Source organism: Streptomyces specialis (assembly GCF_001493375.1).
Classification (GTDB): Bacteria; Actinomycetota; Actinomycetes; order Streptomycetales; family Streptomycetaceae; genus Streptomyces; species Streptomyces specialis.
This window is the reverse complement of sequence record NZ_LN929761.1, coordinates 19,169-45,519: the sequence shown is the minus strand read 5'-3', so window position 1 is coordinate 45,519 and position 26,351 is coordinate 19,169. Positions and strand designations below refer to the sequence as shown.

Annotated in this window: 21 protein-coding genes and 2 pseudogenes; 14 read left to right on the top strand and 9 right to left on the bottom strand. The window is 74.8% G+C overall.

All coding sequences use genetic code 11. From position 1 onward, the window contains the following. Window positions 1-109: 109 nt before the first annotated feature. From BN2279_RS03500 to BN2279_RS03465, 8 genes are read left to right on the top strand one after another with little or no spacing between them, the layout of a single operon-like run. Complete coding sequence (locus BN2279_RS03500) at window positions 110-4,162, top strand: alpha/beta fold hydrolase (protein ID WP_059006300.1); 4,053 nt, start codon at window positions 110-112, stop codon at window positions 4,160-4,162. Continuing rightward, window positions 4,159-5,202 (top strand): LnmK family bifunctional acyltransferase/decarboxylase, encoded by a 1,044-nt coding sequence (locus tag BN2279_RS03495; protein ID WP_079031798.1) that lies wholly within the window; start codon window positions 4,159-4,161, stop codon window positions 5,200-5,202. The genes BN2279_RS03500 and BN2279_RS03495 overlap by 4 nt, the downstream gene beginning before the upstream one ends. Further along, complete coding sequence (locus tag BN2279_RS03490) at window positions 5,183-5,458, top strand: phosphopantetheine-binding protein (protein WP_059006298.1); 276 nt, start codon at window positions 5,183-5,185, stop codon at window positions 5,456-5,458. The genes BN2279_RS03495 and BN2279_RS03490 overlap by 20 nt, the downstream gene beginning before the upstream one ends. Continuing rightward, window positions 5,455-6,687: a hydroxymethylglutaryl-CoA synthase family protein gene (locus tag BN2279_RS03485; RefSeq protein WP_059006297.1), complete on the top strand. Its 1,233-nt coding sequence runs from the start codon at window positions 5,455-5,457 to the stop codon at window positions 6,685-6,687. Before BN2279_RS03490 ends, BN2279_RS03485 begins: the two co-directional genes overlap by 4 nt. A gap of 29 nt (window positions 6,688-6,716) precedes the next feature. Further along, window positions 6,717-6,959, top strand: a complete 243-nt coding sequence (locus BN2279_RS03480; protein WP_059006296.1) for a phosphopantetheine-binding protein — start codon at window positions 6,717-6,719, stop codon at window positions 6,957-6,959. Further along, the gene (locus BN2279_RS03475) at window positions 6,956-8,224 is read left to right on the top strand and encodes a beta-ketoacyl synthase N-terminal-like domain-containing protein (RefSeq protein WP_059006295.1); all 1,269 of its coding nucleotides are present in this window, start codon (window positions 6,956-6,958) and stop codon (window positions 8,222-8,224) included. The genes BN2279_RS03480 and BN2279_RS03475 overlap by 4 nt, the downstream gene beginning before the upstream one ends. A 22-nt stretch (window positions 8,225-8,246) precedes the next feature. Next, on the top strand, window positions 8,247-9,104 hold the full coding sequence (locus BN2279_RS03470; protein ID WP_079031796.1) for a thioesterase II family protein: 858 nt from the start codon (window positions 8,247-8,249) through the stop codon (window positions 9,102-9,104). Further along, window positions 9,101-9,817, top strand: a complete 717-nt coding sequence (locus BN2279_RS03465; protein WP_059006294.1) for a PIG-L deacetylase family protein — start codon at window positions 9,101-9,103, stop codon at window positions 9,815-9,817. Before BN2279_RS03470 ends, BN2279_RS03465 begins: the two co-directional genes overlap by 4 nt. A gap of 45 nt (window positions 9,818-9,862) precedes the next feature. Here BN2279_RS03465 and BN2279_RS03460 read toward each other — a convergent pair whose 3' ends face one another. Continuing rightward, a complete protein-coding gene (locus BN2279_RS03460) occupies window positions 9,863-10,261 on the bottom strand; it encodes a DUF3224 domain-containing protein (RefSeq protein WP_159037034.1) in 399 nt (132 codons plus the stop codon). A gap of 166 nt (window positions 10,262-10,427) precedes the next feature. Between BN2279_RS03460 and BN2279_RS31350 the strand changes: the two genes are divergently transcribed. Next, window positions 10,428-12,233, top strand: coding sequence for a class I adenylate-forming enzyme family protein (locus BN2279_RS31350; RefSeq protein ID WP_407702184.1), 1,806 nt, complete (start codon window positions 10,428-10,430; stop codon window positions 12,231-12,233). An 80-nt stretch (window positions 12,234-12,313) separates the two neighbouring features. On the opposite strand, the pseudogene BN2279_RS31345 reads toward BN2279_RS31350, so the two are convergent. After that, window positions 12,314-13,414 (bottom strand): annotated as a pseudogene (locus tag BN2279_RS31345) (MFS transporter); the annotation flags it as partial. A gap of 221 nt (window positions 13,415-13,635) precedes the next feature. On the opposite strand from BN2279_RS31345, the gene BN2279_RS03450 reads away from it, so the two are divergent. Next, window positions 13,636-14,229, top strand: coding sequence for a TetR/AcrR family transcriptional regulator (locus BN2279_RS03450; RefSeq protein WP_059006292.1), 594 nt, complete (start codon window positions 13,636-13,638; stop codon window positions 14,227-14,229). A 125-nt stretch (window positions 14,230-14,354) separates the two neighbouring features. Next, window positions 14,355-15,548: an NAD(P)/FAD-dependent oxidoreductase gene (locus BN2279_RS03445; RefSeq protein ID WP_059006290.1), complete on the top strand. Its 1,194-nt coding sequence runs from the start codon at window positions 14,355-14,357 to the stop codon at window positions 15,546-15,548. Between the two features lie 24 nt (window positions 15,549-15,572). On the opposite strand, the gene BN2279_RS03440 is transcribed toward BN2279_RS03445, so the two are convergent. Continuing rightward, a complete protein-coding gene (locus tag BN2279_RS03440; protein WP_234347375.1) occupies window positions 15,573-16,148 on the bottom strand; it encodes a YdeI/OmpD-associated family protein in 576 nt (191 codons plus the stop codon). A 249-nt stretch (window positions 16,149-16,397) separates the two neighbouring features. On the opposite strand from BN2279_RS03440, the gene BN2279_RS03435 reads away from it, so the two are divergent. From BN2279_RS03435 to BN2279_RS28305, 3 genes and pseudogenes are all read left to right on the top strand, one after another. Then, complete coding sequence (locus BN2279_RS03435; protein ID WP_199827619.1) at window positions 16,398-16,766, top strand: VOC family protein; 369 nt, start codon at window positions 16,398-16,400, stop codon at window positions 16,764-16,766. Between the two features lie 166 nt (window positions 16,767-16,932). Further along, window positions 16,933-17,913: pseudogene (locus tag BN2279_RS31340) on the top strand (AMP-binding protein); the annotation flags it as partial. A gap of 286 nt (window positions 17,914-18,199) precedes the next feature. Continuing rightward, entirely contained in the window at window positions 18,200-19,693 is a 1,494-nt protein-coding gene (locus BN2279_RS28305; RefSeq protein WP_199827618.1) for a cytochrome P450, read from the top strand. A 41-nt stretch (window positions 19,694-19,734) separates the two neighbouring features. On the opposite strand, the gene BN2279_RS03415 is transcribed toward BN2279_RS28305, so the two are convergent. From BN2279_RS03415 to BN2279_RS03390, 6 genes are all read right to left on the bottom strand, one after another. After that, window positions 19,735-20,313, bottom strand: coding sequence for a sugar O-acetyltransferase (locus BN2279_RS03415; RefSeq protein ID WP_059006284.1), 579 nt, complete (start codon window positions 20,311-20,313; stop codon window positions 19,735-19,737). Window positions 20,314-20,329: 16 nt separating this feature from the next. Further along, a complete protein-coding gene (locus BN2279_RS03410; protein ID WP_059006283.1) occupies window positions 20,330-21,328 on the bottom strand; it encodes a porin PorA family protein in 999 nt (332 codons plus the stop codon). A gap of 308 nt (window positions 21,329-21,636) precedes the next feature. Then, a complete protein-coding gene (locus BN2279_RS03405) occupies window positions 21,637-22,863 on the bottom strand; it encodes a cytochrome P450 family protein (protein WP_059006279.1) in 1,227 nt (408 codons plus the stop codon). A gap of 653 nt (window positions 22,864-23,516) precedes the next feature. Further along, window positions 23,517-23,744, bottom strand: coding sequence for a hypothetical protein (locus BN2279_RS03400; protein ID WP_159037033.1), 228 nt, complete (start codon window positions 23,742-23,744; stop codon window positions 23,517-23,519). A gap of 71 nt (window positions 23,745-23,815) precedes the next feature. Further along, the gene (gene nhaA / locus BN2279_RS03395) at window positions 23,816-25,705 is read right to left on the bottom strand and encodes a Na+/H+ antiporter NhaA (protein WP_059006275.1); all 1,890 of its coding nucleotides are present in this window, start codon (window positions 25,703-25,705) and stop codon (window positions 23,816-23,818) included. Window positions 25,706-25,746: 41 nt separating this feature from the next. Further along, window positions 25,747-26,351, bottom strand: a 605-nt coding sequence (locus BN2279_RS03390) for an SDR family oxidoreductase (protein WP_199827617.1), incomplete at its 5' end; no start/stop codon positions are given.

The window sequence follows — 26,351 nt, the reverse complement described above, 5'->3', positions numbered from 1 at the left end:
TCTGCGTGTCGTGTCGATCCCGCCGCCTCCCCCGCGCCCTCCCCCGCCCCCTTCGTCGCCGGCGTCAGAGGGGTAAAAGAGACAGGACCCCGCACCCGCCGCCGCACCGGTGACCGCACCCGCAGCCGGGACGGACGGCGGCCTCGCGGAGGAGGTGGCCGGGCGCATCCGCGCGGCGCTGCGCGAGGTGCTGGCGCTGCCCGCAGAGGAGATTCCGGACACCGCGTCCTTCACCGGGCTGGGACTGGACTCGATCTTCCGCATGGAGCTGGTCCGGGGACTCAACACCGCCTACGGCACCGACCTCAAGGCGTCGGAGCTGTACGAGTTCGACACCGTTGCCCAGCTCGCCGCCGAGGTGGTGGCCACGCTGACCGCCGCCGAGCGGCCCCGCCCCGAACCGGTGCCCGAGTCCCCACGACAGCCCGAGCCCCCACGGCAGCAGGAGGAGAACGACGAGGGGAACGCCTCCGGCGACGCCGCGCGGGAGGCCGAGGAGACGCTCGCCGCGCTGATCGCCGACATCGCCGGGCGCCCGCTGACCCCCGGCACCGAGTTCGCCGACGACGGCCTCACCTCGTTCGACATGCTGCGCACGGTGAGCGCCCTGGAGAAGCGGTTCGGGGCGCTGCCGAAGACGCTGCTGTTCGACCACCCGACCGTGGAGCGCCTCGCCGCGCACCTGCTGGCCGGGCACGGCGACGCCGCGCGGGAACGGCTGCGGGCCGCCGCCCAGGCACCCGCGATCACCCCGGCGCCCGCTCCCGGCGGTGTCACGGCCGGAGGCGGGGCCGCCCCGGTCGTGATCCGCAAGCGGCGGCTGTCCGCGCATCCCCGGACGGCCGCGGCGGTGGCCGAGGCCGACCGGCGCTGGGCCAAGGAGGGCGGGCTCGCGGGCCGCGACATCGCGCCGTTCCTGTTCCTCGGCGGCGACCGGCAGAGCTATTTCAACTTCTCGCGGCGCGACGACGTGCTGTTCGCCTGGAGCTACGTCGGCTCCGCCGAGGCGCTGCCGGGCCTGGTGCGCGAGTACGCCGCCTACGCCGGGCGGCACGGGCTGCGGCCCAACTTCCTGTCCACCGTGCCGATCACCGAGGAGGCCGGCATCCGCTGGACGGCGACACCGTTCGGCGCGATCCAGCGGCTCAACGACCTGTCCGCGTTCAGCCTGGACGGACCGGGCATGCGCAAGCTGCGGTACATGGTGCGGCGCTTCTCCGCGTCCGGCGACTGCCGCACCGAGGAGTACCCGGTCGGGTCCGACCCGCGGCAGGACACCGAGATCGCGGAGCTGATGGACCGCTGGGGCGCGCACAAGCAGATGGTGAACCCCTATGTGGCCGTGGTCCGCGAGGAGATCCGGCAGGGGCGGCTGGCCGCGCGGCACCGGATGTTCCTCACCCGGGTGGACGGCACGCTGGCGAGCGCGGTGATCGTGACGAAGATTCCCTCCGAGCCGGGCTACCTGCTCGACCTGGAGTTCTACCCGGCGGATTCGCCGCCCGGCGGCCTGGAGTTCGCCATCGTCCGGATCATGGAGCGGCTGCGCGAGGAGGGCGTCGTGGTGTTCAGCTTCGGCGCCAGCTTCGGGGTGCGGATCGCCGAATCGCCGCACGCCTCCCCCGAGGCGGAACGCGGCCTGGCGGAGCTGCGGTCGGTCGGGATCTTCGGGGAGGGCAACTTCCGCTTCAAGAGCAAGTTCGGCACCGAGGACCTGCCGATCTTCCTGTGCCAGCCGGACGACGAGCGGCGCACGCCCGTCGCCGACGTCATCCTGATGATCGCCCACCCGGACCTGACGGCCGTCGCGCCGGAGGAGCGGCCCGGGGATCCGGCCGAGCAGCCGGAACCGGCACCGGAACCGGCACCGGAACCGGCCCTGCCGGAGGACGAGGAGGACGAGGAGAGCGAGCCCGTACGGGCACCGGCCGCCGACACAGATACGGACACGGACACGGGCACGGGCACGGGCACCGGTACCGAGGAGGGCCGGGCCGCGGCACTGGCCGCCGCCGGTCACAATGTGCTGGCGCTGGCCCCGACCCGGGTGCCGTTCGACCTGATCACCGACTCGTGGGCCGAGCTGTCCTCGCCCGTGCTCGCCGCCCGCGCCGCGGAGCTGGCGGCCCGGCCGCCCGTCCCGGAAGGGGACGCGCCGGGCGCCCCGGGCGAGGTGCCGCCGCCGGCGTGGCTGGACTTCGACTGCGTCCTGCCGGCCCCGTCCGGGCGGGCCGCCGAGGCGCTGCTCTGCCGCGCCTGGCCCGGACCGCGCGGCGTGGTCCCGCACAACGGGCTCTTCCCGACCCTGCTGCTGAGTCTGGGCGAGGCCGGTTTCCGCCCGGAGCCGCTGCCCGGCCCGGCGTCGCCCGGCGACGGGCCCGACGCCCGCGACCCGTTCCGCGACATCGACCCCGACGCGCTGCGCCGCGCCCTCGACGCGCGGCCCGGCGGCGTCGCGATGGTGTGCCTGGAGCTGAACGCCAACGCCCACGGCGGCTACCCCCTGTCCCCCGGGAATCTGCGGGCGGTCCGGGAGGTCACCGCCGCCGCCGGGGTGCCGCTGGTCCTGGACGCGACGCGGGCGCTGGACAACGCCGCCGCCGTCCTGGCCCACGGGACCGGCGGTCCCGGCCGGGGCCTGTGGTCCGTGGCGCGGGAACTGCTGTCCGTGGCGGACGCGGTGACGATGAGCCTGTCGAAGAACTTCGGCGTGGACTTCGGCGGCCTCGTCGCGACCTCGGAACCGGCGCTCGCCGCCCGGCTGCGCGAGGACCTGGCGACGCGCGGGCATCAGACGCACCGGGCCGCGCGCCGCCTGCTGACCGCCGCGCTCGCCGACGAGGCGTGGGTGGCGGCGCACGTCGGGCAGCGCAGGGCGGCGGTGCAGACGCTGTGGAGCCGGTTGCGGCGGGCCGGGCTGCCGGTGCTCGCCCCGGCCGGGGGCCACTGCGTGCTGCTGGACGTGTCGCGGACGCCCTGGGCCGAGCCCGGCGCCCCGCACGCGGTGGCGTCGTTCCTGGCCTGGCTGTACGAACGCGCCGGGGTGCGCGGCGCTCCGCACCTCGACGGCGGTACGGGCGACGGCCGTCCCCTGGTCCGCCTGGCGGTGCCGGTCGGCCTCCCGGCCGCCGACGTCCGGGAGGTCGGCAGCCGGATCGCGACGGCCTGGCGGCAGGCCGTCACCGGCGCGGGTCCCCGGCCGGCGGCGCTGGTCGCCGCCGACGCGGGCGCGCCGCCGGCGTCGGCGGTCTACCGGCCCGCCGCGGCCGTGCCGGACGACATCCGGCAGGCCCTGGACGAGGGCGTGCGCGCCGGGAACGACAACGCGGCGGGCCTGCGCGACCACGGGCTGTCCGTGGAGCGGCGGCTGGTCGAACTCCCCGACGGGACCGCCGAGGTGTTCTCGGCGGGGAGCGGCCCGGCGCTGCTGTTCGTCCACCCCTTCAACATCGGCGCGGGCCTGTTCAGCCACCAGTTCGCGGAACTCGCCGACGCCTACCGGGTGATGGTGGTGCACGCGCCGGGCGTCGGCGCCTCGGACGCGGCGGCGGACCTGACGCTGGAGGGCCTGGCCCGCACCCACCGGGCGGCGGTGCGCGCGCTGGGCGTCACCGGCCCGGTGCATCTGGTGGGCGCCTCGTTCGGCGGGCTGACGGCCCAGGCGTACGCGCTGCGCCATCCCGACGAGGTCGCGTCGCTGACGCTGGTCTGCAGCTCCTACAAGTGCGCCAACCGGATCGGGGAGGTGAACCGGCTGGACGTCGTGCTGAAGGAGGACTTCGACCGGATCGCGGCCGAGGCCGCCGACCCGCCGGACGAGGAGCGGCGGCGTTCGCTGGAGAGCGTCCTGCTGCGCAGCGAGAGCATGGATCCCCGGATCGGGCTGCGGTACCTCGACGTGTTCGCGGACGAGCCGACGCTGCTGTCGCGGCTGCCGGAGGTGGCGGTGCCGACCCTGGTGGTGCAGGGCCGTCACGACTCGGTGATCCCGAGGAAGACCGCGCACCTGCTGCACGGCGCGATCCCCGGCGCCGAGTACGCCGAGATCGACGGCGCCGGGCACTTCCCGGCGCTCACCCACCCGGAGCGGTTCCACGCGGTGCTGCTGCCGTTCCTCGAACGCCACACCGCCGGGGCGAACGGTCAGGAGGGAGTCGCGTGACGGGCACCGGGGCGCCGCCGTCGCTGATCCACACCCGGACCCGGCGGGCCGCGGACGGTTCCGTGGACCGGCTGCTCACCGTCAAGCCGGGGATGTGCGGGCCGGTGTCGCAGTTCGCCGGGCGGCTCGGTGACTGGACATGGGACACCGTCAGCGACGCCTGCGGCATCGACGCCTACACCGCCCGCACACCGGGCGGGCAGCCGTGCTACCTGTCCTTCTACTACTTCCGGATCCGTTCCGGGGGGCTGCTGCACCCGGCGGCCCTCGGGTTCGGGGACCGGCTCCACGTCACCTCCCGGGTCTTCGGGGACGGCGGCGAGTCGGTGCTGACGCTGCACCGCGTCACCCGGACCACCGACGCCGCCGCGAGCGACGACGCGTTCGACGAGGGGCTGGACCCCGGGGAGTTCTTCACCGAACAGCGGCCGGACCGGATGTACGTGCAGAACTTCAACCGCTGGATCAGCCGCGGCGCCTCCGGCGGCAACGCGGGCCTGGTCTCCGCGGCACCGGCCGGGTTCCGGCACGGGCATCTGCCGCGGCTGCCCGCCGCGTTGTCGCCGCGCATCCCGTGCGGGCGGGCGCGGAGCACCGGCACCTTCCACGATCCGGACGCCGAGCCCGGCTGGGAACCCACCGTCAGGGGCCACGAGTTCACCTGCCCGGTGGACCCGACGCGGGACATCAACGGCGCCGGACTGCTCTACTTCGCCGCCTACTTCGCGATCGTCGAAAGCGCTCTGCTGCGCCTGTGGCACCACCAGGGCCGCCCGGGGCCGCTGTTCCGCGACCGCACCGTCCTCGACACCCAGCTCTGCTACCTGGGGAACGCCGACCCGGACACGGTGCTGCGTGTCGCCCTGTCGTCCTGGCACCGGACCGGCGAGCCGCGCGAGGGGACGGAGGGGACGGAAGAAAAGTGGAACGTCGTCCTGACGCACGCCGGCACCGGGCGGCTCCTCGCCGTCTGCACGCAGCACGTCCGACTGGAGCACCGCCGAACTGAGGAGAACAGCCGTGCCGCACAACGTCGCTGACCCGGCCGGGGCCGCCCGCGAGGAGCTGGCCGCGCTGGTCCGGGACACCGTCCGCGCCATCCTGCCGACCGTCCCGGCCGCGTCGGTGACCGGGGACAAGCACCTGAAGGAGCTGGGCGCCGACTCCGTGGACCGGGTGGAGATCATCCTGACGCTGATCGAACGACTCGGCATCGCCGAGCCGATGGCCCGGTTCGCCGAACTCCCCGACATCGACGCCCTGGTGGACTTCCTGGCCGGAGCGGAGCGGCGGTGACCGGCATCGAGGCGATCAACGTCTACTGCGGGCTCGCCCGGCTCCCGGTGCCCGCGCTGTTCGCGGGGCGCGGCCTGGACCCGGCGCGGCTGGACCACCTGATGATGACCGAGCGTTCGGTGGGCCTGCCGTGCGAGGACCCGGTGAGCAACGCGGTGAACGCGGCCCGGCCGGTCGTGGACGCGCTCTCCCCCGAGGAGCGGGACAGCATCGAACTCCTCGTGACGTCCAGCGAGTCGGGGATCGACTACAGCAAGTCGATCGCCTCCTACGTCCACGCGTACCTGGGACTCGGCCGGAACTGCCGGGTGATGGAGGTCAAGCAGGCGTGCTACGCCGCGACCGGTGTGCTCCAGCTCGCCGCGGGCTACCTGGCGTCCGGGGTGTCGCCGGGCGCCCGCGCCCTGGTCATCGCCACCGACGTGTCGATGGCCGACGCCCGCGCCGGCTACGCCGAACCGGCCACCGGCCACGGGGCCGCCGCGCTGCTGATCGGGCCCGATGCGCGGGTGCTGGAGCTGGACCCGGGCGCGTTCGGGCTCTACTCCTACGAGACGCTGGACTCCGCCCGGCCGGAGCCGGACCGGGACATCGCCGACGTGGACGCGTCCCTCTTCGCCTACCTGGACTGCCTGTCGCGGAGCTTCGCGGACTACCGGTCGCGGGTCGCCGACGCGGACTGGCACACCACGTTCACCCGGCTCGCCCTGCACACGCCGTTCGCGGGCCTGGTCAAGGCCGGTCACCGCAAGCTGACCCGGGAGCTGACCGGCGCCGGGCCGGACGCCGTGGCCGCCGACTTCGCCGAACGGGTCGCCCCGTCGCTGCACTACCCCAGCCGGGTCGGGAACCTGTGCTCGGGCTCGGTCTACCTGGCGCTGTGCAGCCTGATCGACCACCTGCCGCCCGGGGCGCCGCCGCAGCGGATCGGGCTGTTCTCCTACGGCTCCGGCTGCGCCTCGGAGTTCTTCAGCGGCCTGGTCGGCGAGGGGGCGCGGCAGGCGCTCGCCCCGGCGCGGATCGGGGAACGGCTCGCCGCCCGCGTGCCGATCGGCTTCGACGAGTACACGGATCTGCTGGCCGGGAACAGCCGCTGCCTGCTGCCCGTCGCCGACCGCGACATCGACCTGGCGCCCTACGAGCGGTTCCTGACGGCCGATCCGGGCCGCGGCCGGCTGCTCGTGCACCGGGGCACCAAGAACTACCACCGCACCTACGAGTGGGTCTAGGACCGATGGGTCCAGCCGAGGAGCCGACCATGCGACACGAGGACATCTTCGCGGCGGTGCGCCGCAACGTGGGCGAAGTGATGGACGACGTCGATCCCGCCGCCGTCACCCTGGACCGTTCCCTGGCCGATCTGGGCTGCAACAGCATCGACCGGGCCGAGGTCGTCACCCTCACCATGGCCGATCTGGGGATCACCGTGCCGGTGATGGACTTCCAGGACGCCCGCGATCTGCGGGCCCTGGTGGCGCTGCTGGCGCGCCACGCCGCATGAGCGGCGGTGTCCTCGTCACCGGGACGGGCGCGCTGTGCTCGCTGGGCGAGGACGTGCCCGCGCTGACCGCCGCGCTGCGTGCGGGCCGGGACGGCTTCCGCCCGGCCGCCGCGCCCGGCGGCACGGACAAGGAGCCGGACAGCGCGGCGCCGCTGCCGGAGTTCGCCCTGGCTGAGCTGCTGGAGCGGCACGGCGCGCCGGAACGGGTGCGGGCCGCCGCGCGGATCGCCCGCCGCGCGCCGCTCCCGGTGCGCGCCGCGCTGGTGGCGGCGGTCGAGGCGTGGACGCGGGCGGGGATGGCGCAGGCGCCGCCGCCCGCGGACCGGGTGGCGCTGGTGGTGGCCGGGAACAACCTGACCGGCGCGCACGTGGAGCGCGAGCGGGAACGGTCGCGGGGCCGGCTGGACCATCTGTCCGGCCGGGTCGCGCTGCGCATGCAGGACACCGACCAGGTCGGCGTCCTCAGCGAGGTGCTGGGCGTCCACGGCGAGGGGCACACCGTCGGCGCGGCCTCCGCGTCGGGGAACGCCGCGCTGCTGGCGGGGGCGCGGCTGCTGGCCGCGGGCGACGCCGACGTGTGCCTGGTCGTGGGCCCGCCCGCCGAGTTGTCGGCGCTGGAACGGCGGGCCTACCAGCAACTGGGCGCCCTGGCCGACCCCGCGGCGGCGCCGGGCGAACCGCCGTGCTGCCGCCCGTTCGACGCCGCGCACCGCGGCTTCGTCGACGGCCAGGGCGCGGCGGCGGTGGTGCTGGAGACGGCCGGGTCCGCCCGCGCCCGGGGCGTTCCGGCGCTGGCGAGGCTGGCGGGCGGCGCCTCCGGGCTGGCCGGGAACAGCCTGGCCGATCCGGGCCTGGCGGCGGAGGAGCGGGTGATGCGGGCCGCGCTGGACCGGGCGGGCATCGCCGCCGGGGACCTGGCGTATGTCAGCGCGCACGGCACCGGGTCGCCGCTGGGCGACCGGACCGAGGCGGCGGCCCTGCGCGCGGTGCTCGGCCCGGCCGCCGGCCGGGTGTGGGTGAACGCCACGAAGGCGCTGACCGGTCACTGCCTGGCGTCGGCCGGGGTGCTGGAGGCGGTGGCGACGGTCGCGCAGATGCGGGGCGGTTTCGTCCACCCCCAGCCCCGGCTGACGGACCCGATCACCGCGGACCTGCGGTTCACGCGCGGTGAGACCGCCGCGGCGGTGATCCCGTTCGCGCTGTCCAACGGCTTCGGCCTCGGCGGCATCCACACCGCCGTGGTGCTGGCCGCGCCCGGCACATGACACGGCGAGGGGGGAACGAGCGATGAGCGGTGCGTGGCTGGTGCCGCCGCCCGCGCGGGCCGTCGGCGGCGGGGCGACGGCGCGGCTGTTCTGCTTCCCGCACGCCGGGAGCGGCGCGGGCTTCTACCGGGGATGGCGCCGCTCGCCCCACACGGGTCCGGCCGGGATCGAGGTGTGCGTGGTGGTCCTGCCGGGGCGGGAGGCGCGGCTGCGGGAGCTGCCCTGCGTCACGATGGAGCAGGTGATTCCGCCGCTGGTGGAGGCGTTGCGCCCGTGGCTGGACGACCTGCCGTTCGCGTTCTTCGGCCACAGCATGGGCGCGGCCGTCGCCTACGAGGCGGCCAGGCGCTGCGCGGCGGACGGGCGGCCACCGCGCCACCTGTTCGTCTCCGGCCGCCGCGCGCCGCACCTCCCGGCGCGGCGCCGTTCGTGGGCCACGCTGGACGACGAGGCGTTCGCCGCGTCGGTGGCCTCGCTGGGCGGCACGCCCCCGGAGGTGCTGGAACAGCCGGAGCTGCTGCGGCTGTTCCTGCCCACCCTGCGGGCGGATTTCGAACTCAACGACGGGTACCGGCCGTTGCCGGGTCCGCCGCTGGCCTGCCCGGTGTCGGCCTTCGTGGGCGACGCCGATCCGGAGGCGGACTCGGCGGAGACCGCGGCCTGGTCGCGGGTCACCTCCGGCCCGTTCCGGGCGCGTTCGTTGCCCGGCGGCCACTTCTATCTCCAGGACGACCCGGACGCGCTGCTGCGGACGATCGCCCGCGAGCTGCGCCCGGCCGCCCACGGCCCCGACGTACGAGACACCGACGCGCGAGACACCGACCGACGAGACACCGACACCCGAAGCACCGGTTCACCACGAGCAGGAGTCGCCCGATGACCACCGACCTCACGCCCATGCCCGACGACTGGGAGCGCGCGCTCGCGGTCGTCGCCCATCCCGACGACATCGAGTTCGGCACTTCCAGCGCCGTCGCCGCCTGGACGGCGGCCGGGAAGACCGTCCGCTATCTGCTGCTGACCCGGGGCGAGGCGGGCATCGACGGGACGCCGCCGGAGCGCTGCGGCCCGCTCCGCGAGGCGGAGCAGCGGGAGAGCGCCCGGATCGTGGGGGTGCGGGACGTGGAGTTCCTCGACCACCGCGACGGGACGATCGAGTACGGCCTGCCGCTGCGCCGGGAGCTGGCCGGGGCGATCCGCCGGCACCGGCCCGAGGTGGTGCTGGGCTTCAACCACCGGGAGACCACGGCCACCGGGAAGTGGAACACGCCCGATCACCGGCACACCGGGCGGGCACTGCTGGACGCGCTCGGCGACGCGGGGAACCGCTGGATCTTCCCCGACCCGGACCTTGAGCCCTGGAACGGCGTGAAGTACGTGGTGATGGCCAACTCGCCCGAGCCGTCCCACGCGGTGGACGTCACGGACGGCCTGGAGGCCGGGATCGCGTCGCTGGAGGCGCACCGGTCGTATCTGCTGGGCCTGACACCGCCCGTGACGGACGTGCGGACCCCGATGACGGCCTACGCGAAGATGGTCGGGGAGCGGTTCGGCGGCCGGCCGGCGGTGGCGCTGGAGATGATCGCCCGCTGACCGGGCGGGCGCCGGGCACCTGGCCTGCCCGGCGCCCGGCACCGGTCACGGCAGCCGGTACTCCAGCACGAAACGCGGCTTGTTCTCCTCGTCGTGGTCGAACGCGACGGTGCCGCTGAGTCCTTCGAGTTCCCCGGTCGCGGAGCCTGGCACCACATAGCCGACGCTCTGCGGCTCGTCGGTGCCCATCGCGGCGGCGTGCTGGACGACGAACGTGCCGGAGCGGCCCTCGACGCGGGCCTCGATGTGCTCGGTCGCCACGTATCCCATCCGGGTCTCGCCGGGGCGGCAGCACAGCAGGACGGCCTCGCCGTGCCCCTCGACGTCCCCCTGGAAGGAGCGCCGCACATCGGCCCGGATCAGCGGGAATCCCTGCTCGGGCTCGTAGTAGTTCTTCTCCACCCAGGATTTCGTGTCCCATGAGGAAATCGCTCGCTTGGGCATGAGGAAATCTCCCTTCCCGAATCTCGGGGCACCCTTCCGCACCCCGCCGGACATTACTGTGCGACCCCGTCGTCCGGTCGCTCAATAATGAGCGGTTCCCCTCGCCCGGTCCTCCCTAATGTGCTGGTGATCCTCCTTTTCCCGCGCCCTCCACGCAGGAGCCGATATGAGCGTCGAAAAGAACGGAAAAAGCGGCCCCGGGGCCGTCGCCGGGCCGAGCTGGACGGGGGTGACGGATCTGCTGCGGCTGCGCGCGGAGCGGTTCCCCGACCGGGTGGCGCTGCGGGTGGTGAGCGGCGACGGGACGGAGAGCGGCATCACCTACGGCCGGTGGCGGCGCCGGGTGAACCGGGTGGCCCGGGGGCTGCTCGGGGCGGGCGTCCGGCGGGGCGACCGGATAGCCCTGCTGTTCGGCGGGATGGACTGGACCGACTACGCCGTCGCCTATCTGGCGGTGCGGTCGGCCGGGGCCTCCGGGGTGCACCTGCACGCCGGGGCGGCGCCGGCCGAGCAGCGGCGGCGGCTGCGCCAGTGCGACGTGCGGGGCGTGATCCACGGCGCCGGACTGGCGCCGCCCCCCGACTCCGGGGTGCGGTGGGCCGAGACGGTCACCGGTCTCGACAGCGGCGACGAGCGCCCGCCCGGGGTGGAGCTGCGGCCCGGCGATATCGCGGACGTGCTGTACACGTCGGGCACCACCGGCCCGGCGAAGGCGTTCACCAACCCGCACGGCAACCTGACCTTCGGCCGGGGACCGGAGGGGCTGCTCCAGTTCGGCACCCCGGCGCCGCTGCTGGCGCCCATGCCGCTGGGCACCACGTCCAGCGCCACCACCGTCGCGATCATCGCGCTGACCTCGCCCGCCGCCCTGGTGCTGAGCCCGGTCGACGACGTGGAACGGATGGGCACGCTGATCGAGGCCGACCGGATCGGTTCGGTCATGATCACGCCGTGGACGGCGCTGCGCATGATCGCGTCCGGTCTCGACACCCGGCACGCCCTGGACTCCGTGGAGCGGATCGCGATCGCCTCCGCGCCGCTGCCGCCCGCCGTGTCCCGGCGGCTGCTGCGGCTGTTCCCCAAGGCCACGCTCAGCACAGCGTACTCCCAGTCGGAGGCCGTCCCGGCCGTGGTGGTCAACACGTTCGACCCCGAGCGTCCCGCCTCCCTGGGCCGTCCCGCGCCGGGCACCGAGCTGAGCGTGGTGGACGAGCACGGCAGGCCCGTTCCGCCCGGGGCGGTGGGCGAGATCCGGCTGCGTTCGGCGGCGCCGCCGCGCCGCCATCTGGACCCGGAGCGGGAGGCGCGGGCGCGGGCGGGCGGCTGGCGCTGGACGGGGGATCTCGGCTGGCAGGACACCGACGGGCACCTGTACCTGTTCGACCGGCGCGAGGACGTGCTCGGCGAGGGACCGGACCGGGTCTCCTCGGTCGCCGTGGAGGCCGCGCTGTACGAGCACCCCGCCGTCCTGGAGGCGGCGGTGGTGGCGGTGACCGGGCCGGACGGCGGGCCGCCGGCCACGCACGCCGTGGTGGTGCTGCGCGAACCCGGCGCGCTGCCGGAGCTGCGCCCGTTCCTGACCGGGCGGCTGCGGCCGGGCGAGGTGCCGGCCCACGTCCACGCCTGGCCCGCGCTGCCGCGCGGCGTCACCGGCAAGGCCCTCAAGCCGCGGGTGCGGGAACGGCTGCGCGCCGCCGCGCCCTGCCGCGGGCCGCGTCCCGCGGGACCCGGCCGGTGGTCCCGCTCCCCCGCCGCCTCCACCGCCTCCACCGGCACGGCGGTCTTCGGCGCCTGCGGGGCCGGGGGCACGAGAACGGGGGCGTCCAGCGCCGACCGGTCCGGGCGGATCACCACCAGGCAGACCAGCAGGGCCACGACCGCGAAGACGGCGGCGGCCAGGAACCCCGAGGCGGCGCCCTCGGCCAGCACGTCGCGCGGGTCGCCGGTCTCGTTCCGCGTCACCGTGCCGTAGACGGTGACCAGGATGGCCAGGCCCAGCGCGCCGCCCACCTGCTGGGTGGTGTTCAGCAGCCCGGAGGCGGCGCCGGTGTCGCGTTCCTCCACGCCCGAGACACCGATCATGGTCAGCGGCATGAAGATCAGACCGGTGCCCACGCCGTACAGCAGCATCGGCCCCAGCAGCCCGTCGAGGTAGCCGGTACCGGCGTCGATCCGGGAGAACCACAGCAGCGCGCCGGTCAGCAGCGCCGCGCCGGCGACCAGGGGCGGTTTGAGGCCGATCCGGGGCAGCAGGCCGGTGACCAGGCCCGCGACCATCAGGATGGACAGGCTGACCGGCAGGAAGGCCAGGCCCGTTTCGAGCGGACTGTACGCCAGTGTGTTCTGGAGGAAGAGGGTGAGGAAGAAGAACAGGCCCATCAGCGAGCCGGTCAGGGCGAGCGCCACCACGTAGATGCCGCCGCGGTCGCGGTCGGCGAAGAGCCGCAGCGGGGTGATGGGCTGCGCGGTGCGGCGCTCGACGGCGACGAAGGCCAGCAGCAACAGCACGGCGGCGGCGAAGGCGCCGAGGGTGCCGGGGCGGCGCCAGCCGTCCTGCGAGGCGGTGATGAAGCCGAGGACGAGCGCGCCGATGCCCAGCGTGGACGTGGACGCCCCGGCCAGGTCGAAGCGGCCGGTGCCGCGCGGCGACTCCGCGACGCTGCGGGGGGCGGCCAGCGCCAGCAGCGCCGCCACCGGCACGTTGACGAAGAGGACCCAGCGCCAGGAGAGCCATTCGGTCAGCAGCCCGCCGGCCAGCAGCCCGATCGCGGCCCCCGCCCCGGAGACGCCGGCGAAGACGCCGAACGCGCGGGTCCTGGCCTCCTCGGTGGCGAAGGTGGTGGCGATCAGCGCCAGCACGGCGGGGGCGATGACGGCCGCCCCGGCGCCCTGCGCCACCCGCGCCGCCAGCAGCCAGCCGCCCGACGGGGCGAGGCCGCCGAACAGGGAGGCGGCGCCGAACAGCGCCAGCCCGCCGATCAGGGCGCGGCGGCGGCCGACCAGATCGCCGATCCGTCCGCCGAGCAGCAGCAGGCCGCCGAAGGCCAGGGTGTACGCGTTCACCACCCAGGACAGGTCCTCGGTGGTGAACCCGAGGGAGTCCTGCATGCGGGGCAGCGCGACGTTCACGATCGTCGCGTCGAGCACCACCATGAGCTGGGCCAGGGCGATGACGGCCAGGGCCGCCCCCTCGCGGTTCCCCGGCCGGGGGGCCGCGGCCCCGCGTCCTGACGTCGTCGGGCTGACGGACATCGGCTACCCTCGTCTCCGCTGAGCGGGCAAATAGAGTACGTTGCCGTTCACTGAGAACCGACCCTAGCGAAGCGCGATTAGGAACGCAACCGTTCACTGTCGTTCCGCGCGGGAGGTGGGAGATGTCCCCCGAACAGGACGGCAGAGCCGGCCGGCGGCGCGGCGCGGCCCTGGAGCACGCCATCTTCGCCGCGGTCGTGGACCAGCTGGAGACCGTCGGCTACGCCGGGCTGACCATGGAGGGGGTCGCGGTCGCCGCCCGCACCGGCAAGGCCGCGCTCTACCGCCGCTGGCCCAGCAAGGCCGATCTGGTGGTCGACGCCCTCGACCACGCCCTGCCCGCGCCCGAGGAGACACCCGACCTCGGCAACGTCCGGGACGACCTGCTGGAGCACCTGCGGCAGAAGACCGCCGTGCTGAACTCCTCGGTGGGCCGCGCCGTGCAGAGCCTGCTCGCCGAGATCCACCGGGACCGGCCGCTGGTGCGGCTGGTGCAGGAACGGGTCTTCGCCGCCCGGGAGAACATCTTCCGCGAGATCCTGGACCGCGGCACGGCGCGCGGCGAGATCCGGCCCGGGGCGATCAGCCCGCTCGTCGCCGAGATCGGCCCCGCCATGCTGGTCCGCCGCTTCCTCGGCGGCCCGGGACCGGTCGAGGACGCGTATCTGGTCGAGGTCGTGGACGCGCTGATCATGCCCCTGGTCCGCCGCCCCTGACCCGCGCGTGCCCCGGCGGTCGCACCGGCGGGCACGCTCAAAACTGTGCGGCCGGCCACCGCGCCCCGACCGTAGCCTCGGCACCTCCCGACACTGGCGACCGGTGCGCCGGAGAGGTGACCTCCATGGAGTACGACGTCATCGTGGTCGGCGCGCGCTGCGCGGGCGCCCCCACCGCCATGCTCTTCGCCCGCGCGGGCCACCGGGTGCTGCTGCTGGAACGCGCCGCGTTCCCCGCCGACACCCTGTCCACGCTCTACATCCAGCAGCCCGGCGTCGCCCGGCTGCGCCGCTGGGGACTGCTCGACGCCGTACGGGCCACCGGCTGCCCCCCGCTGGACCACGTCGTCTACGCGCTCGGCGACGTCCGGGTGGAGGGCTGCGCCGGTGCCGTGGACGGCGTCTCCACCGCCTACGCCCCACGCCGCCGGGAGCTGGACCGCATCCTGGTGGACGGCGCGGTCGCGGCGGGCGCCGAGTTCCGCGACCGCTGCCCGGTCGGCGAACTGCTCGTCGAGGACGGCCGGGTGACCGGCGTCGTCGCGACCTCCCCCGGCACCGGCCCGTTCACCGCGCGCGCCCCCCTGGTGGTCGGCGCCGACGGGATGCGGTCCACCGTCGCGCGCCTCGCCGGGGCCGGCAAGACGACCGAACACCCCCGGCTGACCTGCGCTTACTACACCTTCTGGGCGGGCGTCGAGGCCGACTTCGAGCTGTACGAGGGCCCCACCGGCTGGGTCTCGGCCGTCCCCACCGCCGGGGCGGTGCTCGTCTCCGCCTACTTCCCCCAGGACCGCTTCGACGAGGTCCGGTCCGCCGCCGCCACGCACTACGAGGCGTGCGTGCGGGACAACGCGCCCGCGCTGTGGGCGAGGCTGGAGGGCGCCGCGACCACCGAACGGCTGCGCGGCACCGGCGACCAGCAGAACTTCTTCCGCACCGCCGCGGGCCCCGGCTGGGCCCTGGTCGGCGACGCGGGCCACCACAAGGACTCGATCACGGCCCGCGGCATCGGCGACGCCTTCCTCCAGGCGGAGCTGCTCACCGGCCACGTCGGGACCGGGCTCCACGACCCCCGGCACCTGGACAAGGCCCTCGCGGCCTACGGCGCCGACCGCGACGCGCAGCTCGCCGACGCCTACCGGGGGACGCTGCTGGTGGCCGGCACCGACGCCCGCGAGCAGCGGCGCGCGCTGCTGCGGGCCGTCAGCACCAGCGCCGACCTGACGCAGCGGTACTTCGACACGGTGGCCGGCGTCCGGCCCGTCTCCGAGCTGTACACCCCCGAACTGCAGGCGCTGCTCGCCACCGGCGCCTGACGGCGCGGGCCGCGGCGGCCGGGCTCAGGGATGGATCTTCTCCCCGTTGGCCAGCATCCCGACGAACTTCTCGATCCGCCGCGCCCGGGTCTCCGGCTTCTTGGCGTCCTGAACCCGGTACAGGATCGCGTACCGGTTCCGGCTGTCCAGGGTGGCGAAGAACTCGGCCGCCGCCGGGGACGCCGCCAGGGCGGCGGCCAGGTCGTCCGGGACCGAGGCGCTGCGGGAGCCCGCGTAGGCCGCGTCCCAGCGGCCGTCGGCCTTCGCCCGCTCGATCTCGGCCAGCCCCGGCGGCCTCATCCGCCCCTGCTCGATCAGGGCGGCGACCTTCTCCCGGTTCACCTGGGACCACCGGCTGCGCGGGCGGCGGGGCGTGAACCGCTGGAGCCAGTGGACGTCGTCCAGCTTGTCCTTCTGCCCGTCGATCCAGCCGAAGCACAGCGCCGCGTCCAGCGCCTGCGCGTAGTCCAGGGAGGCGACCCCGGGGACCTTCTTCCTGATCTTCAGCCAGATGCCGTCCGAGGTCGCGTGATGCTCCGCGAGCCATTCCTCCAGCGCCTCGACCGTGGGGAATTCCAGAATCTCTTCGTCACGAGCCACGGGGTCAGTGAATCACATGCCGAATGCCCGCGGCCACGCTCGCGGGCCGGGGCACTTTCCTGTTCGTCTTCTGTTCGCGATGAATCCGGCAGGCATGTTCCGCGTTCTGGATGCCCGCCGATCGCGCGCCCACTAGGGTGGCCTTCGCGCCCGGTCGCCATGCCGTGGCACTTCCGGAGGATTCCCTCTTCCGGGACGGATCAGATCCGGCCGGTAATACCCGGCCGCCTCACGAGCGGAGCCGTTTCCATGACCGCACCGACCTCCTTGTACGGCGTCACTCTCGACTGCGCCGATCCGGTCGCGATGGCCGATTTCTATCACCGGCTGACCGGCATGAAGATCACGTACAGCACCGAGGAGTTCGCCGGCCTGAGCCACGAGGGGGGCCTCGCCGTCAACTTCCAGCGCGTGGCGGACTACCGGCCGCCGGTGTGGCCGGGCCAGGACGTGCCCCAGCAGTTCCACCTGGACTTCCAGGCCGGGGACCTCGCCGAGGCCGAGGCGCTGGTGCTCGAACTGGGCGGCAGCAAAGCCGAGCACCAGCCCGGCGACCGGTGGCGGGTCTACCTCGACCCGGCGGGCCACCCGTTCTGTCTGGTCGGCGGCGGGAGCTGACCGGCGCGTCCCGGCGCCCCGTGGCGGGCCGTCCCCACCGTGCCGTCGGCGCGGCCGGGGGCGGCCCGTCGGCGTGCTCAATCGTGAACAGCCGGGCCGCCGGGGCGGCGGCTAGGTTCGGCTGGTCCCGGGGCCGCCCCGTCCGACTCAGCCGAGGAGTGCCGCCATGAGCGATTCCCCGTCCGCACTGGTCGTTCCCGATCTGCTGCGGCTGCGGCAGGAGCACCACCCGGACCAGATCGCGATCAACGTCGACGGCCGCGCCACCCTCTCCTACGGAGCCTGGTACCGCCGCGCCAACCAGGTCGCCCGCGGCCTGCTGGACCGGGAGACCCCCAAGGGCACCCGGATCGCGCTGCTGTTCGGGGGCCTGGACTGGATCGACTACGCCGTCGCCTACCTCGGCGTCATGACGGCCGGCGCCACCGCCGTCCACCTGCACAGCGGCACCGACCCGGAGGAACTGACCCGCAGGATGGCGCAGTGCGAGGTGACCGGCGTGGTGCACGGCGCGGGGCTGGCACCGCCCGCCGGGTTCACCGGCTGGACCGCCACCGTGGCGGACCTCGCCACCGGGGACGGCGGCGAGGTCAAGACCGAGATCCGGCCGGACGACCTGGCCGACATCCTCTACACCTCCGGCACCACCGGCCGCGCCAAGGCGATCAGCACCCCGCACGGCAACCTCACCTTCGGCCGCGGACCCGAGGGTTTCCGCCAGCTCGGCGACCCGAAACCGCTGCTGGCGCCGATCCCGCTGGGCACCACGTCCAGCGCCACCACCCTCTCCATCGCGCTGAGCACCCCCGCGACCCTGGTGCTGTGCGCCGTGGACGACGTGGAGCGCATGGCCGAGCTGGTCACCGAACTGGGCATCAAATCCGTGATGTTCACCCCGTGGATCGGGATCAGGATGGCCGCCGCCGCGCTGCACGAGCGCCACGACCTGTCCTGCGTGGACACCCTGGCCACCGCCTCGGCGCCGCTGCCGCCCTCCATAGCCGAGGAGTTGACGCGGATGATGCCCAACGCCAAGGTCACCAGCGTCTACGCGGCCCGCGAGGCCGTTCCCGCCGTCATCACCACCACCTTCGACCCGGCCCGCCCGCTGCTGGTCGGCCGCCCCGCCAAGGGCACCGAGCTGCGGGTCGCGGGACCGGACGGCGAGCCCGTCGCCCAGGGCGAGATCGGCGAGATCTGGCTGCGCTGCGCCGCGCCCAAGCGGCTGTTCCTGGAGGGCGCGGAGCGCGACGAGCAGTTGGAGGACGAGTGGACCCGCACCCGCGACCTGGGGTTCGTGGACGAGGGGGGCGAACTCCACCTGTTCGACCGGGAGTCGGACGCGATCCGCACCGCCGGCGGGCTGTTCTCGACCATCGAGGTCGAGGGCGTGCTCTACCGCCACCCCGCCGGCTGCCCCGTAGTCTTCCCTGTTGCCGTCCACGTACCGGCTACACGCGTCCGGGGCGCGAAAGCGCCGTCCCCGGGCCCCGGCGCCCGGGGTGGTCCTCACCGACCCGGACGACGCCGGGGCCCTGGAGTCCGTACGGCGGTTCGCCGAGGAACGGCTCGCCCCCCACCAGCGGCCCGCCCGTTACCTCGTGACGGACGACCTCCCGCGCGGCGTCATGGGCAAGGTGCTCAAGCACCGCCTCGCCGCCCGGCTGTCCGCGGGGCCCGCCGCCACCACGACCACCACAACCACCACCACCGCCGCGACCGACCCGGAGTCGAGGGCCCTGTTCCTGCGGCTCATGACCGAACCGCTGGACGACCCCTCCCCCGTGTACCGGGAGCTGCGCGAGCGGGCCGGGGCGCTGCTCACCGAGGACGGCACCCTCGTCCTCAGCCGCTACCGCGACGTGGACGCCGCGCTGCGCCACCGGGCGCTGGGCAAGAGCGACGAGTGGCTGCGCCTCCAGTTGGGCGTGGTCTCCGAGGACGTGCTGCGCCCGGTGATGGAGCTGATGCAGCGCAGCATGATCCTGTCGAACCCGCCGGACCACACCCGGCTGCGCCGCCTGGTCAGCTCCGCGTTCACCGGGCGGCACGTGGAGGGCCTGCGGGCGGTCGTCACCCGCCGGACCGACGAACTGCTCGCCGCGCTGGCGGCCGAGCCGGGCGCCGACTTCAAGGAGCGGGTCGCCGTCCCGTTGCCCATCGACACCATCGCCGAACTGCTGGGTATCCCGGCCGGGGACCGTGCCGGGCTGATCCCCGTCATCCACGACCTCGGGCTGCTGATGGAACCGGCCGCCGACGCCGCCGCCCTCACCCGGGGAGCCCAGGCGCAGGTGGACCTCGCCGCGTACTTCACCGGGCTCCTCGCCCGCAAGCGCGCCGAGCCCGCCGACGACCTGCTGAGCCGGATGGCCGGGTCGCACGAGGAAGGCGCCCTGGACGAGACGGAGATGATCGCCACCGCCCTGCTGCTCTTCGGCGCCGGCAACACACCGACCGCGAACCTCCTGGGCAACGGGCTGTGCGCGCTGCTGGACCACCCCGAGCAGCTCGACCGGCTGCGCGCCCGTCCCGAACTCATCCCCGACGCGGTGGAGGAGATGCTGCGCTTCGACTCCCCGGCCCAGTTCGACGCGCACTCGGTGCTGGAGCCGGTGACCCTCGCCGGGGTCGAACTGGCCCCCGGAGACCGGGTGATGACGCTGCTGGGCGCCGCCAACCACGACCCGGAACGGTTCGCCGACCCCGACACGTTCGACATCGAACGCGGCGGCGCCGGGCACCTGTCCTTCGCCGCCGGCATCCACTTCTGCCTCGGGGCCCATCTCAGCCGCCTCCAGACGGAGGTGTTCTTCGGCCGACTGCTGTCCGGCTACCGGGAGATCACCCTCACCGAGCCGCCGGAGCGCCACCCCGGTCTGGGCAACCGGGGCTACCGCCGCATCCCCCTCGCGCTCGCCCCCTGACACCCCGCCGGGCGGCGCCGGGCCACGCCGGGGCCGCCCGGCTACAGCGAGCGGATCACCCGGGCCGGGTTGCCCACGGCCACGACGCCCGGCGGGATGTCGCGGGTGACGACGGAGCCGGCGCCGACGACGCTGTTCTCACCGACGGTCACGCCGGGCAGCACGATCGCCCCGCCGCCGAGCCAGACGTTGTCGCCGATGGTGACCGGCCGGGCGGACTCCAGCCCGTCGCGGCGCGGCCCCGGCTCCAAGGGGTGGGTCGGGGTCAGCAACTGCACGCCCGGGCCGATCTGGCAGTGCGCGCCGATCGTGATCGGGGCGACGTCCAGGGCGGTGAGGTTGTAGTTGACGAACGTCCCCGCGCCGATCGTGATGTGCGTGCCGTAGTCCACGAAGAGCGGCGGCTTGACATGCACGCCGGGGCCGAGGTCGCCGATCAGCTCGGCGAGGATCGGCCGGGCCGCCTCCGCGTCCATCGCGTAGGCGGACAGGTAGGCGGCGGCGAGACGCACCGCGCGCCGCGCCTGGCGGCTGATCTGGGGGTCGTCGGCAACATAGAGGTCCCCCGCGAGCATCCGCTCCCAGTTGCCGCGGGGATCCCCGGCGAAGTAGTCGGGCATGCCCGCGACCGTACTCCTACGCGTCCGCCCGGCGGCGGGCCCGCCACACGTTCCAGGCCACCACGCCGTACAGGACGACGGCGGCGGTCAGCAGGGCGAGCGGTCCGGCGGTGCGCAGCAGCCACAGGGCGCGGGCCGCCGACGCGGCGTCGTCGGCCTGGCTCCGCACGCTCTCCGGGGTGAGCCGCACGTCCAGGTCGCTGACCGGCGCCAGCGCGACCGGTTCCGGCCCCGCCGCGACCTGGGCGACGTACGTCTGGTGCTGGGTGGTGTCCAGCACGGTGCCCGTCGTGGAGTCGACCCAGACCTGGAGGTCGGTCGTCGCCGCGTAGGTCAGCGGAACCGTGTCGGGCAGCGCGTCCAGCGCGGCGGGGTCGGGGCGCCGGTCCTCGGGCAGGGCGGCGGCGATGCCGCTCACGGCCTCCTTCGGCAGGGCCTCGGGGAACGCGGCGGCGGCCGTCTCGTTCAGCGGCCCTTCGGCGTGGACGGTGTAGAGGTGGGCGGTGCGGCCCTCGACCGTCTCGGTCCCGGCGTAGACGGCGGTGACCCGGGTGCCGGTCGCGGCGTCCCAGAACGGGTAGTCCTCCTGGTCCGGCGAGAGCGGCCAGCCGATCACCAGGCCCTCGTGCGGCGCGACCCCCGAGCCGTCCGGGGCCGGGCGTTCCTCGAAGGTGCGGCGGTCCACGGCCCAGCGTTCCTCCACGTCGAGCAGCACCACGCCGTCCGCGTCGCTCAGCTCTCTGAGGTCGGAGAAGACGGCGGTGCGTCCGCTGGTGTCCACGACCCGCACCCGCCGGTCGACGGTCACGGGCACGTCGGTGAGGAGCGCGTGGGCGAGATCGCCCGACTCGACGGCGGCGGCGTCCAGCATGTCGGCGGTGCCGGCGTACTGGAGGGTGACGTCCACGTCGGACGGGATCTGCGCGAGATGGGGGTAGACCGCCAGGCGCAGGACGCCCGAGGCGGCCAGCAGCAGGGTGGCGATTCCGGTGAGTATCCAGGCTGACTTGCGCATGACGCCTCCTGTGTGCGAACGCACAGCCGTGTGCGGGACGCCCGGGGGACGGGCGGGCCGGCCTTGCCCTGACGCCCGCCAGGTAACGTAGAGTCAGTGGGCAGACACGTCAATAAGACGACGTGACCTTCCCCGGGATCTCCCCCGCGCCGTTCACCCACAGGAGTTCGGCTGGTTCCGTGGGGTGGAGCACCTGTACGGGCCTCGAATGGGAACCGGGCGCGCACCCGCCGTCGCGGGCCGCGCGAGGGGGCGCGCGCCGGGATCTGCCGCTCGACCGTTATTCGCTGAAGCGAACAGTTGTCGGCTCAGCCGAGGCGGACCAGCGGGGCGAGGTAGCCGTGGGTGACGAAGGAGGGGTACGGCTCCAGGCTCGCCGCGGGCTGACCCAGGGCCAGGCCGGGGAAGCGCTCGAACAGCGCGGGGAGCGCGACGAGGGCTTCGAGCCGGGCCAGCGGCGCGCCCAGGCAGTGGTGGGCGCCGTGCCCGAAGGCGAGATGCTTGCTCGGCTCGCGCGTGACGTCGAACAGGTGCGCCTCGGGGCCGTGGAAGTCGGGGTCCCAGCCGACCGCGCCGAAGGTGCCCAGGATGGCCTCGCCCGCGCCGATGGTCACCCCGGCGATGTCGATGTCGGTGACGGCGAAGCGCAGCGGGAGGTGGGCCACGGACGGGGCCCAGCGCAGCGTCTCCTCGATGACGTGGGTCCACGGGACGCGGCCCGCCCGGACCAGGGCGAGCTGTTCGGGGTGGGAGAGAAGGGCGACGGTGGCGTTGCCGAGGAGGTTGACGGTCGTCTCGTGACCGGCGCCGACGATCAGCAGCAGCGTGTCGACCAGTTCGTTCTCGGTGAGACCGTCGCCGTCGTCGCGGGCGGCGATCAGGGCGCTGGTCAGGTCGTCGCCGGGTTCGCGGCGCCTGCGGGCGACCAGATCGGCCAGGGCGGCTCTGAGACCGCCCAGGACACGGGCCGCCTCCTCGCCCGGCAGCGTGGTGTCGATGATCGCGTCGAAGAAGTGGCGCAGCGCGGGCCGCATCTCCCCGGGCACGCCGAGCAGGTCGCAGATGACGCCCATCGGCAGCGGATGCGCGAAGCGCTTGCGCAGATCGACCGGCCCGCCCGGCGGCAGCGCGTCGGGGCCGTCGAGGAGACCGGCGGGCAGCCGCCCGACGGCGGGCCGCAGCCCGGCCGTCCGGCGGGCGGTGAACGCCGGGGCGACGAGCCCGCGCAGCCGCCGGTGGTCGGGGCCGTAGGCGGTGATCATGCTGCGCAGACCGACCCAGGTGTGGATCCAGTGGGTCTCGGGGTGGGCGTCTATCCAGCCGTCGCGCCACGGCGTCCAGTGCCGCCAGGGGTCCCGGCTGACCCGGTCGTCGGTGAGCAGCGCCTTCAGCAGCGCGTGGCGGGTGGGGGCCCAGGCGGTGATGCCGCCGGGCAGTTCCACCGGGACCACGTCCCCGATCCGCCGGAGGCGCGCGGCCTCGGCGGCCACGTCGCGAGCTGTCGGGTCCATGACATACGCGGTCCGCGTGTCCATGGTGCCTTCCTTCCTGGGGTGCTTCCTGGGGTGGGGCGCGAACGGAACGGGCAGAAGAGCCTTCGTCTCGCGGGGTACGCGGCGGCACCGCCGCCGGAATCAAACGTATGAACGGCACCTCGCCGTGGATACCCCGCCGGAACCGGTTGCGCGCGGACACGTGACTCCGTCATGTGACGTGGGGCGCACACCGAGTACAGGGGGCGCCCACCCCGGCGCACCCGAGCCGCCCCCGGCGGACCCGCCGTGACCGCCACCAGGATCCTGGTCACCGGCGGCGCCGGGTTCGTCGGCTCGCCCTGCGTCCGCACGCTGCTCGGCCCGGACCGTCCGGGCGATGTCGCCCCGTCACCTGCCCGGGGAGCCCGCCGCCCTCGACCCGGTACGCGGCCGTCCCGGATTCCGCTCCGTGCGCGGCGTCATCGGCGACGCCGACCTTGTCGCCTCCGCGGTCGCCGGACGCACCGGATCGTGCGCTGCGCCGCCGCGTCACACGCGGACCGTTGCGGCGCGCGGGAGTTCGTCACCCCCAACGCGCTGGGCACCCACCACCCGCTCGCCGTCCGCGGCCCGGCTCCCCCGGCGCCGCGTCCCAGGCGTCCGCCCATCGGCCGACCCGTCGTACCGCCGCGCCCACGGCCCGGACGTACGGGTCACCCGGGCGCTCCGATGCCCTCGGCCCCCGCCGGTTCCCCGAACGGCTCGTGCCGCTGCGCGGCGGCGGGCCCGACGTGCGGGACCGGCCGCACCCCGACGACCACGCGCGCCGCGTGGAGCTGGTCCGCGCGGGCGGCCGGCCCGGCGGCGGGACCGAGCCGACCGACGAGGATGCGGCCGCGTGCGGGGTGGGCCGGACCGCGATCCGCGACGCGCTGGGCCACCGGCCGCGCGTCGGACGTTCGGGACCGCGCGCGCCGGGACCGTGGCGGGGCGCCGCCGCCGGGGGCCGGGCTCACCCGGTGGTCAGCGAGGCGCGTTCGCGGGCCGCGCGGACCGCGGCGGACAGGCTCTCGCTGTCGCAGGCGCCGTGGTGCCGCCGCCCGTTGACGAAGAACGTCGGCGTACCCGACACGCCGCTCAGGTCCGCCGACTCCACGTGCTCGGCGACCCGCCCGGCGACCGCGCGCTCCCGCAGCGTCCGGTGGAAGCGTTCGGTGTCCAGGCCGATCTCCGTGGCGTAGCGCAGCAGGTCGGCGGGGCGCAGATCGCCCTGGTGGTCGAGGAGCAGGTCGTGCATCCGCCAGAAACCGTCCTGGTCGGCCGCCGCCTCGGCCGCCTCGGCGGCGAGCTGGGCGTTCGGGTGCACGTCGCCCAGGGGCAGGTGCCGCCACACGTAGCGCACGTCCCCGGCACCGGCGAGCAGTTCCCTGACGACGGGCTCGGCCTGCCCGCAGTACGGGCACTCGAAGTCGCCGTACTCCACCACCGTGACCGGCGCGTCCAGCGGGCCGCGCACGTGGTCACGGTCGGGATCGACGGGGACGGCGAGGTCCACGAGGCTCTCGGCCGTGCCCAGCAGGGCCCGCGCCCGCGCCTGCCGGGGCAGCAGCCCGATCACCGCCGTGACGGCCCAGGTGGCGGCGAACGCGCAGACCATGGCGGTGAGGATGCCGATCTTCGCCTCGTTGAGCCGGTCGCCGTCGAACGCCAGGGTCGCGATCAGCAGTGACACCGTGAAGCCGACACCCGCGATGGTGCCCCCGGCGACGGTCGCGCCCCAGCCGACGGGTGGCCGCAGCCGGCCGCCGCTGAGCCGGGTCGTCAGCCACGCGGCGCCGACGATGCCGAGCGGCTTCCCGACCAGGAAACCGAAGAGGATGCCCAGGGTCACCGGCGAGCCGAACGCGCGGGACAGCTCCTCGCCGTTGACCGTGATGCCCGCGTTGGCGAGGGCGAACAGCGGGACGATCACATAGCTGGCCCAGGGGTGGTACAGCCTCTGGAGGCGCGCGTTCGGGGAGATCGCGGTGGCCAGGCCCAGCCGCAGGGACCGTTCCAGCTCGGGCGTCGGCTGCTCCCGGAACAGCCGGAACAGGCCGCTGGCCCGCTCCAGGTCACCGCGCGCCGCCGGATAGGCGTACGTCAGCAGGCCCATCGCCAGGCCGACGACGACCGGGTCGACCCCCGACTCCAGCAGCGCCACCCAGGCCACCACCGCGAGCACCGCGTACACCGCGCCCCGCCGCACGCGCAGGGCCCGCACGAGGAGGATCGCGCCGAAGACACCCGCGGCGGCCAGCAGCGCCGGCAGCTCGATCCGTCCGCTGTAGGCGACGGCGATCACGCCGAGCGCCACGAAGTCGTCGACGACGGCGACGGTGACGATGAAGACGCGCAGCCCGCCGGGAAGACGGGACCCGAAGACGGCCAGCATGCCCAGCGCGAACGCGGTGTCGGTGGACATGGCGGCGCCCCAGCCGGCCGCGGCGCCGTCCTCCGCGTTGAACGCGAGGTAGATCGCGACGGGCACGAGCATGCCGAAGACGCCGGCGAGCATCGGCAGCGCGACCCGGCGGCGTTCGCGCAGGTCGCCCGTGTCGAACTCGCGGCGCGCCTCCAGGCCGACGACGAAGAAGAACAGCGTCATCAGGCCGCTGTTCACCCAGGCGCGCAGCTCCAGCGACACCCCCTCGGAGCCGAGGCGGACCGACAGATGGGTCCGCCAGAACGACTCGTAGCCGCCGGGCGCGGCGTTGGCCCAGACGAGGGCGGCGAGCGCGGCGGCCAGCAGGACGGCGGCGCTGCCCGTCTCGGTGCGCAGGAAGTCGCGCAGCGGGGTGCGGATCTCACCGCCGCACGAGGTCTGCCCGGCTGTCCTGGGCCTGGTGGGAGGCTTGGTCACCCGGCCATTCTCACGCCGGGGCGGGCGGCTCGCCGCCGCTGTCACGTCCCGTGCCGCAGACCGGCCAGGATGTCGTCGTGGCCGATGGCGAGGTGCGGCGGGCAGGCCAGCCCGAGGCGGGCCAGGCCGGTGTCGTCGTAGCGGCGGTCGACGCCGAGCCAGCACAGGTACATGCCGAGCGCCCGGTGCAGGGCCTCCTCGGCGGCGGTGGCGGGGCGGCCGGGCGCGAGCCGGACGGGGACGCCGTTGTGCTCGCCCAGCGCCTCCAGCACCGTGCGGATCGGCGTGTTGCGGGCGTTGACGACGTGGTAGGTGCGCAGGCCGTCGGGGCGTCCGGCACGCCGGACGGCCTCCACCATCGCGTAGGCGGCGTGCTCGACCGGCAGCAGGTTGGTGGAGCCGGGCCGGCCGCCGAAGCGGAGCGTGAGCGGCTGCCCGGGGCGCAGCGCGCCGGGGAACATCCGCGCGCACGCCCGGCCGGCCTCGGCGACCATCTGGAGCGGGTGGGCGGGGGCGCCCGGGTAGGGGGCGAGCCGGGTCAGCAGCCCGCTGGGCCGGAAGACGACGGCGGGACGGCGGTGGGTGCGGACCCAGGCCCGCACGAGCCGTTCCGCCTCGAACTTGGACCGCTCGTACGCGGTCTGGA

Bases quoted from the DNA above. Each gene is read 5' to 3' on its own strand.
- BN2279_RS03480 (WP_059006296.1), top strand. From the start codon at position 6,717: ATGCGACACGAGGACATCTTCGCGGCGGTGCGCCGCAACGTGGGCGAA.
- BN2279_RS03475 (WP_059006295.1), top strand. From the start codon at position 6,956: ATGAGCGGCGGTGTCCTCGTCACCGGGACGGGCGCGCTGTGCTCGCTG.
- BN2279_RS03470 (WP_079031796.1), top strand. From the start codon at position 8,247: ATGAGCGGTGCGTGGCTGGTGCCGCCGCCCGCGCGGGCCGTCGGCGGC.
- BN2279_RS03465 (WP_059006294.1), top strand. From the start codon at position 9,101: ATGACCACCGACCTCACGCCCATGCCCGACGACTGGGAGCGCGCGCTC.
- BN2279_RS03460 (WP_159037034.1), bottom strand. From the start codon at position 10,261: ATGCCCAAGCGAGCGATTTCCTCATGGGACACGAAATCCTGGGTGGAG.
- BN2279_RS31350 (WP_407702184.1), top strand. From the start codon at position 10,428: ATGAGCGTCGAAAAGAACGGAAAAAGCGGCCCCGGGGCCGTCGCCGGG.
- BN2279_RS03450 (WP_059006292.1), top strand. From the start codon at position 13,636: ATGTCCCCCGAACAGGACGGCAGAGCCGGCCGGCGGCGCGGCGCGGCC.
- BN2279_RS03445 (WP_059006290.1), top strand. From the start codon at position 14,355: ATGGAGTACGACGTCATCGTGGTCGGCGCGCGCTGCGCGGGCGCCCCC.
- BN2279_RS03435 (WP_199827619.1), top strand. From the start codon at position 16,398: ATGACCGCACCGACCTCCTTGTACGGCGTCACTCTCGACTGCGCCGAT.
- BN2279_RS03415 (WP_059006284.1), bottom strand. From the start codon at position 20,313: ATGCCCGACTACTTCGCCGGGGATCCCCGCGGCAACTGGGAGCGGATG.
- BN2279_RS03410 (WP_059006283.1), bottom strand. From the start codon at position 21,328: ATGCGCAAGTCAGCCTGGATACTCACCGGAATCGCCACCCTGCTGCTG.
- BN2279_RS03405 (WP_059006279.1), bottom strand. From the start codon at position 22,863: ATGGACACGCGGACCGCGTATGTCATGGACCCGACAGCTCGCGACGTG.